This window comes from Bacteroides sp. 51 (assembly GCF_010500965.1).
In the GTDB taxonomy this organism is placed as follows: Bacteria; Bacteroidota; Bacteroidia; order Bacteroidales; family Bacteroidaceae; genus Bacteroides.
Map to the genome: position 1 here is coordinate 137,282 of NZ_QVMI01000018.1, position 9,748 is coordinate 147,029.

5 protein-coding genes are annotated in these 9,748 nt (G+C 45.6%); 2 read left to right on the forward strand and 3 right to left on the reverse strand.

Going from position 1 to position 9,748, the window contains the following annotated elements; all coding sequences use genetic code 11:
• Nucleotides 1–13: 13 nt before the first annotated feature.
• Nucleotides 14–2,119: a hypothetical protein gene (locus D0T87_RS14625; RefSeq protein ID WP_163175883.1), complete on the reverse strand. Its 2,106-nt coding sequence runs from the start codon at nt 2,117–2,119 to the stop codon at nt 14–16.
• A 302-nt stretch (nt 2,120–2,421) separates the two neighbouring features.
• Here D0T87_RS14625 and D0T87_RS14630 point away from each other — a divergent pair, with 302 nt between their 5' ends.
• Complete coding sequence (locus D0T87_RS14630; protein WP_163175884.1) at nt 2,422–2,895, forward strand: DNA-binding protein; 474 nt, start codon at nt 2,422–2,424, stop codon at nt 2,893–2,895.
• Between the two features lie 358 nt (nt 2,896–3,253).
• A complete protein-coding gene (locus tag D0T87_RS14635; RefSeq protein WP_163175885.1) occupies nt 3,254–3,997 on the forward strand; it encodes a DUF5039 family protein in 744 nt (247 codons plus the stop codon).
• Nucleotides 3,998–4,288: 291 nt separating this feature from the next.
• On the opposite strand, the gene D0T87_RS14640 is transcribed toward D0T87_RS14635, so the two are convergent.
• Both D0T87_RS14640 and D0T87_RS14645 read right to left on the reverse strand, forming a co-directional pair.
• Nucleotides 4,289–7,903 carry a glycoside hydrolase family 38 C-terminal domain-containing protein gene (locus D0T87_RS14640; RefSeq protein ID WP_163175886.1) on the reverse strand — a complete coding sequence of 1,205 codons (3,615 nt, stop codon included), beginning with the start codon at nt 7,901–7,903 and terminating at the stop codon, nt 4,289–4,291.
• A gap of 29 nt (nt 7,904–7,932) precedes the next feature.
• Nucleotides 7,933–9,384 carry a glycoside hydrolase family 28 protein gene (locus tag D0T87_RS14645; protein WP_163175887.1) on the reverse strand — a complete coding sequence of 484 codons (1,452 nt, stop codon included), beginning with the start codon at nt 9,382–9,384 and terminating at the stop codon, nt 7,933–7,935.
• Between the last annotated feature and the right edge of the window lie 364 nt (nt 9,385–9,748).

Consider the following 9,748-nt stretch of genomic DNA (forward strand, 5'->3'; position numbering starts at 1 on the left):
TGGTTGGTTTTCATCAAGGCATTGGCAATAATCCTTCCCACCGGACATCCCAGTTGCCATCTTTTGGGAAGCCGGGGTTGGGCTGGTGGTTACCATCCCACCCGGCACACATCAGGGCAATGGCTGTTAATAAGCCACCATTGCCGGGAAGGTATATGCGTAGGTTTTCATTCTGGTAGTTGTGCCCATTGTTGAGGTAGGTATTGGTTTGTTGGTTCATTAATAATATGTCTATCGCTTTTTGAGGTTCTCCCAACCGGATGGCGGTCATGGCGGTCATCGGATAATCCCATCCCCAGGTTTCTTCCCAATTCCAGTTTTCGAGTATCCAGTTGAGGGTGTTTCTCATTGTGTCCCTATCTACAAGGTGACATGGGGGAAGAACGCCTAAGGCCGCCAACACGCTCATATGGTCGGTGGTATAGTTGGGTGCAGCATAGTTATTGCCCACAGATTCGGCAGGCGGATAAATGCCATCGATAGTGAAAAGTGGCGAAAAGCGGCGGATCATTTCATCCCATTCGGGGCATCTGCTTTGGCCCGAACGTTCGCGCCATTTCTGGGCAGTTTCCAGTCCGAAGAGCCAGTAGCACATTTCGAAGGGAGAATTCACCATGGTTTCCGGATTGTATCTTTCCTGGGCGGGGATATATCCTTTGAGATAATAACGGTGGTTTTGACCATCGTAATCGGCAAAGGAATATATAAACTCGGCGGTTTGTTGTACAAGTGAGCCATACTGTTCTATGAGTTGCGTTGAGGGGTTAGCCCGGTAGATTAGTTCTGCCAGATAAATGGGGTGGGGTTGCTGCCAGATGAGGAAAGAGCCAATCGCGGAGGTGGTTTCACGTCCGCTGGGATCGGTCATTTTCATCCATCTTGCACCCTCGAATCCTTGTCTTTGTGCGATGCTGCAAGCTATGGGGCAGGTTTCTTTATACCAGTTTAAGGTGTTCATTAATACTTCCGGATGCTGCCAAAGGGCGAAGTGGGATTGATGCCACCACACCATTTCCAGGTGGAATTTACCGTACCAGGAGTTATAAGTCAGTCCGGTTTCCTGCGGAGGGGTTTCGCCGGCGCATTGAGTGGCCAGGAGGTATTGTGAGAGCACTATGCGACGCTCCAGTTCCTTGGAGCGTTTGTCTTTGCAGAATGAGAAATCGACCGCGGCGCTTGTGTTCCAGAATGTATTCCAATGTTTTACTGATGCTTGCTTTATGTCATTATATGTCAACAGATTATCTGCAAGGGGTTCTTCGCTGAAGGCGCAAGATAAACGAAGCGTATGGTTCGTTGAAATTAAAGTAAAGTCGTTCGTTTCTTTTTCCGCGAAAGCTGCTTCTCCTTCCCATGCAAGGGTTACATAATAGATAGTGGCATCTATTTGGCGCTTCAGTACAACATGTGATTTACCAGAATGGGCAATAGAGGTATGATGCAGGTGATTATTCTCCCAATCGCATCCATCCGTAATAAACTGATCGGAGGGGTATGGAAAATGGAACCGGACGCGGGGTTCAGCATCCGACTGTATAGCTATACCAATGGCATCCGTTTGCGGATGGCAAACGGTTTCAATATGAAAGGGGTGTTCTTTGATCGTAAAACGGCTGTGGATAATGCCTTCCCACATATCCAAATGCTGTTCAATGTTGCAGATGTGGGATGTGCGAATGTCCTCGTCCAATGCCAGGCCAATCATGCCGAGATGCAAGCGGTGGGGATTGGCCCTGAACCAATCGGAGGCGGCTTTTGAATAAGGAGAATTGTCTTTTTGAACGGCATAGGATTCTATCCTGTCGCGCCCCATATCGTAGGGTTTAAGAATATCGCCGGGAGTAAAGCCTTGGGTGTTAGGATGTTCATGCCATCCCCAATCGGACTGGGCTCCTAAGGGGACTCCTTCTTTATATATATGTGGAAAGGTTTGCAGTCCGGTAGCATCTACTGTAAAAGCAAATCCGCCGTTGCCTACCGTAAAAGGAGATAGAGGGTCGAGTGACGTAGTCCGGGGGGTATTCCGGCGGACCAACGATTCTCTATCAATCTTTGTATCGGATACGTTACTGCATCCGCAAAACGCTAACAGGAGGATAAGGTAGAAATGGATTTTCATAGATGACTGGATTAACTTACACAAAGGTATAATCCCACAAGGCAACTATGGGGTTATGATTTTAAAGGATAGAGGGGAATATTCAAAAGCACGTAAAAGTCTTCTTTTCCGACTCGCGGCGAGATGTCGGATCTGCCCCTGTTATTTCCTATGATTCGCCCCTCGCTATGTCTACATTTGCATAGTGTTAAACACTAAAGTTCTTTTTTAAATAATAACCGAACGAAACGGGAGAGAATCGGAAAGATCAGGGCCGGCCTGTCGGAAAATCGACTCGTAACGTTCATAAAAATTCAAATAAAATGAGTATTAAATACAAAGTAGTTAAACAGGTATTTGGATATGATAAGACCAAAACTGTAAAATATGTAGCCAAATCGGTTACAGGTGAAATGCTTACCTTCGATAAGGTACGGAAACAAACTGCGGAAATATGCGGCATGCACCGCGGAGTAACAAATCTGGTACTCGATGGTTTGCTCGATGTATTGGTGAATAACCTCGACATGGGGCACAGTGTACAATTGGGCGAATTCGGAATCCTACGTCCGGGTATCCGGGCGAAAGCGCAGGATGAGGAAAAGGCAGTTGATGCAGAAACAGTATATCGCCGCAAAATTAATTTCATACCGGGCAAGATGCTGAAGAATTTCCTCCGCGATGTATCTGTTACCCGCGTCGTGCCACTGGAAACGGATTATACAAATGGCGGTAGTGCCACCAACCCGGGAGGGAATAACGATGATGATGATGAGGTTATAGATCCGGGCTTTTAATTGCCTTTATTTTATTCGTTGTTAAGGTTTAGGTTGAACACGGATGGGAGAAATTCCCATCCGTGTTTTTTTATGCCCGTACCGTTTTTGGCTTGCTTTTTCATGGATTTCTTGTTAAATACGCTGGCTGGCTACGTTAACACGCTGGCTTCGGGGCTTAACACCGCTATATGCCGTATTATACACCGCCACTTGTGGTGTTAAGCCCCGAAGTTGGCGTGGTTAACAAAGATTTCTCCGTACCCTAATACTAATATATGTTACAACGATAAAATATTTAGGATTATTACCCTTGGTTATTAGAGTATAGTTCTATATTTGTCAAAATCAAGAATATAAATCTTAATGAGTAATGATTATGAAAACTGTAGTTGTTTTGAAGCATAGTTTTGTTAAATGCCTGATCGTCTGCTTCGGTCTTTGTGCAATAGGTCTGCAACCGCTCGCTGCCCAGGATGTAGATGAAATGGAAAAATCTCTAAAAAGTATCGGAACAGATTTGCAGGAAAAGACGCTGAAATTCAGTTGGGAACTGACTGAGGCCTATTTGAATTATTGCCAAAACACCGAAAGATCCATTAATGTTTATTCCGAACCATATCTTAAATCATTGGCCACTTACAACCAGCTTCCGGAATTAGCCTTATCCCTCCAAACCATGAAGGATGCCCAAAAGGAACTTGAAAGTTATCTGCTTACTTTCAAGGAGTATGCAAAAATAGACTCTCTTCGGAGAAATGCATCGAGCGAAGTGGACCAGAATAATGTGAATGCAGCTAATAAAACATTCAGGAATTGGTTATTTAATAATCACAATGAGAAATTTCATAAACTAAATAATACAGCCACTTCGGCAAGAAAACAATATTATTTTGAGGTGACGCGTTATGCGTTTAATCAGTTTAAGTCTTCGGGACGTGTTATGCCGACTTCTTTTATTCCGCATGAAGATCGTCAATATTTACTCTCGAACGATGCAACGTTAAAGCTTCTTTCGGAAGAGGTTAAACAACTGGAGATGCTGCAATCGAGATTAATGCGGGAATACCAGAAACTAAAATATAATCTTCCCGATCAGGAACCGATGCCTTCGTACCGTTAAACGACACAGTGTAACAGTATTTCCTTGACCTGGTGCACATCTGATAATGACAAGGTTTCTCTTTTCGTAATTAATTTGAGGGTGTGTCATAAGGCGGTAAATCCCCTTCGTCATTGCGAACGCAGTGAAGCAATCCAGGCTGTATGCTTTGTGAACTGGATTGCTTCGGGTAAACCCTACCAATGACGTGACGAAATTAACTTATGACACACCCCCTTATTTATATCGTAAGACCTTCTGCAAAAGAATGAAGGATTCATCGTTATCCTACCCCAAACTCATCAAGGCACCTCAATACACCCGGAAATCGCAAATATGGGCTACCTCTCCTCCAACCTGATCGGGCTTGGTCACGGTAAGGCGTACATAACGCGCTTTTCTTGATTCTCCGAGCAAACGGTCTGTTTCCAGGGCGGTATTATCCGAAACGGTATCGACGGTGACCCAGTCCGTATCAGTTTCCGACTTCACTTGCAAGTGGTACTCCTTCGTAATAAAATCCCGATTTTCAAGTCCGGCATGAAGTACAGACCATCCACGAATGGTTTCGTCTTTGCCCAGATCAATGGTGATGAACTTAGGATCAGCCTTGGTGACATCGCGCCATTTGGATGTTATATCATTATCCAGCGCAAATTCGGCTTTATCGCGTTTGCCTTCTTTGCCGGTATGTTCAATAATCGGCTTGCCGGATAAAAGATTCTTCTCTGCCGGTTTGCTCATATTTAGCTTGGCTGGAAGATGCACTTTCAGCAAATCGGTGGCTGCTTCAACCTGTCCGGAATCCTGTACAAGGGTGGCGGCAAAAAGTACGACTTGACTATCATCGGGCAACACGAGTTTATGCCCCTTTTTGCTTTGAGGCAAAGCCAATGCAACATCAAACATGTAAGTATATTCATAGGGAAGGTCACCATTATCCAATTGACTATGCCGGTGGGTACCGATATAAGCTACATCAGCCGGTTTGAGATAGGCTTCGGTATGGTTTGTATGGCCCCACTGCCCGATAAAACCGGTATAGCTGGGTATAACTACCTCAACCGGTTTATCGTTGATGATAAAAGTGGCTTTACGGTCCTCATCCCCTGCGGTTGCTGCAAGCAGATGCAGGTGAGTGTAATTGCCCGCGGGTAAATGAATGGTATCCCGGCGGCATTTCATCCCATTATTAACATCTGCCTCCTGCAATTGGAAACGCACTCCTTTGTAATCCAGGCTTTCCGGAAATAGCTCAGCGGCATACGAATGGCCTTTCCTGTCAAAATTAGCCTCTGCCCACAGTGCGTTGTATGTAGCCGTTTTCATATTATACGGCAGGCGAACAGGCACAGACTGAACAGACTGAATAAGGTGATCGGGAGCTTGCAACCGGACTTTAAACGACTTGATACCGAAAGGTTTTATTTCAAAGCTGACCTCTTGCCCGCTAAAATTAATGACTCCGATTTCGTCTTCCACACCATTCACTTCCATAGCCGAAAGAACAGTTGCAGGCAGGGTAACAGTAGTTTTCTGTGCGTTTCTCCCTGTTGTCTCGTAAAAACGAAGAATATACTCATCGGATGTTTCCGCCTTCTTTAATGCTTTCATCACTACATTCGGATTGTCTACCTGAAGGAAAGAAAACAACTTGCCCAGGTTTCCTTTTTGCTTAGCAGTAACAAACGCTTCCATCGGGTGGTTGAGTACCTCTGCTTTCAACACTGTACCCCCTTGCCGATAATCTCCTGCATGTCCCAGGATGGAGTAAGTAAAATAGTGCTTCCCTAAATCCTGCCGCGCCTGATAAGCATATACTCCTTCTGTTTTAGGAGTATGCAATAGAGTTAACCGAATGGTGTTGTCATTAGGTTTATCCCAACCGTATTTGCAATCGTTCAATACGGATATACCGTAGTCTCTATTTGGCCCGGTAAGGTCTGCCCATTGTTGGGCGCAGACTTCATAAGCTATCCGGGTGTTGTTTCCCCGTTCTATGGAGCCGATTCCGAGATCGTAAGTGCCCATCGGATTCGATATGGATAGCGGGAATTCGGCTTTCAGCAGAGCGTTAGTGGTTTGCCAGTCTATTTCGTTGAAGATGTCGATGCGATCGTTCTGCCCGCCTTCGATGAGCCGGATATATTGTTTAAATACGGATTTCCCATACGTTTTCTCTATGCAGAGAGCAGCCCGTAGCGGTCCGTTTTCGGCAATGGAAATACGCACATTACCATCAATAGGAACCGGGGCCTTATCTATCTCTTTTTTTATAATTTCCCAGGCAGGAGTGCCGAAAGATTCGTTTTCTGTAAACAGAGCGAGGCGTATGGATTTGCCGGACTCTACCAACTCTTTACCGTGACGTTTATCGAGTATAGAAGCAATGTCGCCATTGGTATCCAATGTCAGTTTGTAGACGGAACTTTCAAGGATTGATCCTTCAACTTTCAGATGCAACGATGGTTTGGATTCCCCGCCCGCCCGTACTTCATACACTACAGAACCACAGGCTGGTGCCGAGGCAGCCAAAAGCATACGGACTTCTCCGTCTCTGTTTTCGAGTACCTGTGAGGGCACTTGTTGGCCATTCTCATCATATACACTCAAGCGAGATGTATTGGAAGGCATTTTTAAACTAATCTCTATCACATCCGACACAGGCGTGCCCAACGGATTATAGATCACTAACGGCATGCCTTTTACCTGTGTATCCAACCCTTTGGAAATGGTGCCGACGGAAGCCGTCAATACATCTGCAAATTGTTTCAACGAGATCAGCTCATCGTTCCAGGAGAATTCGTAAACACGCGGAATACTGGTTCCGGGTAAATCATCGTGAAACTGATGCCAGAGGAAGCGTTTCCAGGCTTCGTCCAATACACTTTGCGGATAAGGAAGACCACCCAGCCAGTCGGCCACGACTGCGGAACGTTCGGCAGTAGTAGCCAGCACTTCATTGCGCCGGTTATACAATTTCATGGCCGCCTGCGAAGTGTAGCAACCCGTGGCATGTACATCCATCAAAAGCTCGCCGTTAAAGACGGGGAGTTCGGAATGTTTGTCGAAAGGAAGATAATCCTTATAAATCTGATCGCTTGTGGCGCTGATTATCTTAACGGGTCCATCTCCATGTACACCTTTCTCCACAGCACGCACAGAGGCAAGATTGGGAGCACCACCGGTATCGCCTACTCCATAATAATGGTAGATGGTCCTGGAGGGTACAGTGTCAATAATATCCATCAGATACTGACTGTGGCTCAAATCCTCATCCTCCCATTTTTTCGTATAGAAGTGTCCGTTGGCAACAGCCATGATGCGCGTACCGTCTACTCCTTGCCACATCCCGATTTCAAAAGGTATCTTACTATTACCATGAAAAGGACGATGCCTCCAAAGGAGCTTCTGAGTAGAGAAGCCGATCAACCCCGAATGGGCGGCAAGAGTGGGCAATGTCCAGCTGAATCCGAAACAATCGGGCAGAAACACATCCGTACCCTCTACCCCAAACTCCTTGCGGAAGAAATGCTGCCCGTACAAGATGTTACGGGTGAAAGACTCGGGAGAGGGAATGTTGGTATCGTTGGCGTCCCATGAGCTGCCTGCCACGTGCCAACGCCCTTGTTTGATATATTGCTTCATCCATTCATATTGAAGGGGATAATATTCCTTCATCCACAGGTATTTGATTCCACCTTCGAAGTTAAATATATAGTCGGGATACTTACCTAATAGGAAGAGGTTCTGGTTCAAGGTCTTAGGTATGTATTCTTTGATGGTTCGCTGTACATCCCAGTCCCATTGCGTATCGAGATGTGCATTGGATACGAGATAGGCTTTCCGGGGCTTGTCAGCCTGCTGTGCGCTGACACCTATGCAGATCGTTAATGCCAGTAGTAAAAATAAGGTTCTTTTATTCATGGTAATTCATAGATTTATATGGTTTGTGACTACCAGGTAGGGGTGCGTTCCGCGTTGCCTATCTGCACATCTCCGGTATTGAGTTCTTTATCGTTCACTTTTACATTCTCCAGACAGAGATTTTCCACATTTTCAAGCTGATAAGCCCTTTCCGAGGTTTCAATATCAATGTCTTTTAAATAAATATCGGTTACGGGAGATGCCTTATACCCCTCTATCCGAATACCGACTTTCCCACCTTGCTTTACGCGCAGATTCTCCACACCTATGTTTTTAATGATGGGCATATGGTCGCCCTTGTCTTCGTAAAACATGGTGATGTAGATGGCTTCCTGTTTAACTTGCCCTACCTCCACATTCCGCATATAAATATCCTCAATAGTTCCTCCTCGCATAGAACTTGTTTTAATCCGCAATGCCCTGTCCAGCAAAGGGCTACTCATTTTGCTGTTTTCGGCAAAGACGTAGCGTGCTCCTCCGGAGATCTCGCTCCCGATGACTACACCGCCGTGTCCGTTTTCCATGGTACAATTCTGAATAATTATATTCTCGCAGGGTATGCCAATACGTCGGCCATCGGCATTCCTACCCGATTTTATGGCAATACAATCATCTCCGGTATTAAAATAACAGTCTTTGATAAGTACATCTTTACAGGATTCGGGGTCGCATCCGTCGGAATTGGGACCATCACTATTGACGTGGACATTCCGAATGGTGATGTTGTTGGATAGTACCGGATGGATAATCCACATAGGCGAGTTCAGGATGGTTATCCCCTCAATAAGTATATTCTCGCATTTGTAGGGTTGGATGAACTGCGGACGCAGATAGAACCCCTCACCGAAAATCCGTTCCTCCACAGGAACTCCTTTTTCTCCCATATCAAAAAGGGCAGGACGACGACCGTCAGCATTTTGCTCTTCCATGCCTTCCTTCCATCCGTATATATCCCGACCTTTCCAAGGCCACCAGTTGGTGTTGTCGGCACATCCGTCTAAGGTCCCGGAACCGGTGATAGCGATGTTCTTTTCTCCGAAAGCATAAACGAGGGGGGAATAATTCATCAAATCGACTCCCTCCCAGCGGGTGACTACCAGAGGCAGATAGTCTTTGGGATTTGTAGAAAAGGCGATGGTTGCTCCCTCACTCAAATGAAGGTTAACGTTACTTTTTAAATGAATAGCCCCTGTTTTGTAACGGCCTTCGGGTACAACTACCCGTCCACCACCACCTTGACTGCACGCTTCAACGGCCTTTCTGAATGCTGTGGAACAATCGGTTTTATTATCGCCCACAGCACCGTAGTCTGTTACAAGGAAATCTTTATGAGGAAATACAGGGGGAGTGATCCGGGACAATAAAGAATCGAGTTTATTCCACGGAGATTCATCGTTTTTTTGTGTGGAAGTTGTACAGCTTGTTAGTGCTAACAGGCATACAAGAGCGAATAAAGATATAAAGATAGGTTTCTTTCTCATAAGGATGATGTGTTTCGAATAATACAAAACAAAAATAAATCATCCGGAATGATTAGTAGGGAGTCTTTCTTCTAAAAGAAGGGGTAATAATCAGATTGTGGTAGTAAATGGGAGGAATTGTGTGTTTTATGTAATCTACGCCAGAAGGAAAGGGTATTTTCTCATTTGCTGTAAGAGTCTGTTATAAGTCTATTTCGTCACGTCATTGCGAGGGTTTACCCGAAGCAATCCAGACCATAAAGCACACAATCTGGATTGCTTCGGGTAAACCCTACCAATGACAATATCCACCCCCTGCCCCCGCCAGCGGGGGATACGATGCCGCAGGTATCCCCCGCTGGCGGGGGCAGGGGGTGGATATTGT

What these genes read in the sequence shown, in the direction of transcription:
- D0T87_RS14625 (WP_163175883.1), bottom strand. Translation starts at nt 2,119, where the DNA reads ATGAAAATCCATTTCTACCTTATCCTCCTGTTAGCGTTTTGCGGATGC.
- D0T87_RS14645 (WP_163175887.1), bottom strand. Translation starts at nt 9,384, where the DNA reads ATGAGAAAGAAACCTATCTTTATATCTTTATTCGCTCTTGTATGCCTG.
- D0T87_RS14635 (WP_163175885.1), top strand. Translation starts at nt 3,254, where the DNA reads ATGAAAACTGTAGTTGTTTTGAAGCATAGTTTTGTTAAATGCCTGATC.
- D0T87_RS14640 (WP_163175886.1), bottom strand. Translation starts at nt 7,903, where the DNA reads ATGAATAAAAGAACCTTATTTTTACTACTGGCATTAACGATCTGCATA.
- D0T87_RS14630 (WP_163175884.1), top strand. Translation starts at nt 2,422, where the DNA reads ATGAGTATTAAATACAAAGTAGTTAAACAGGTATTTGGATATGATAAG.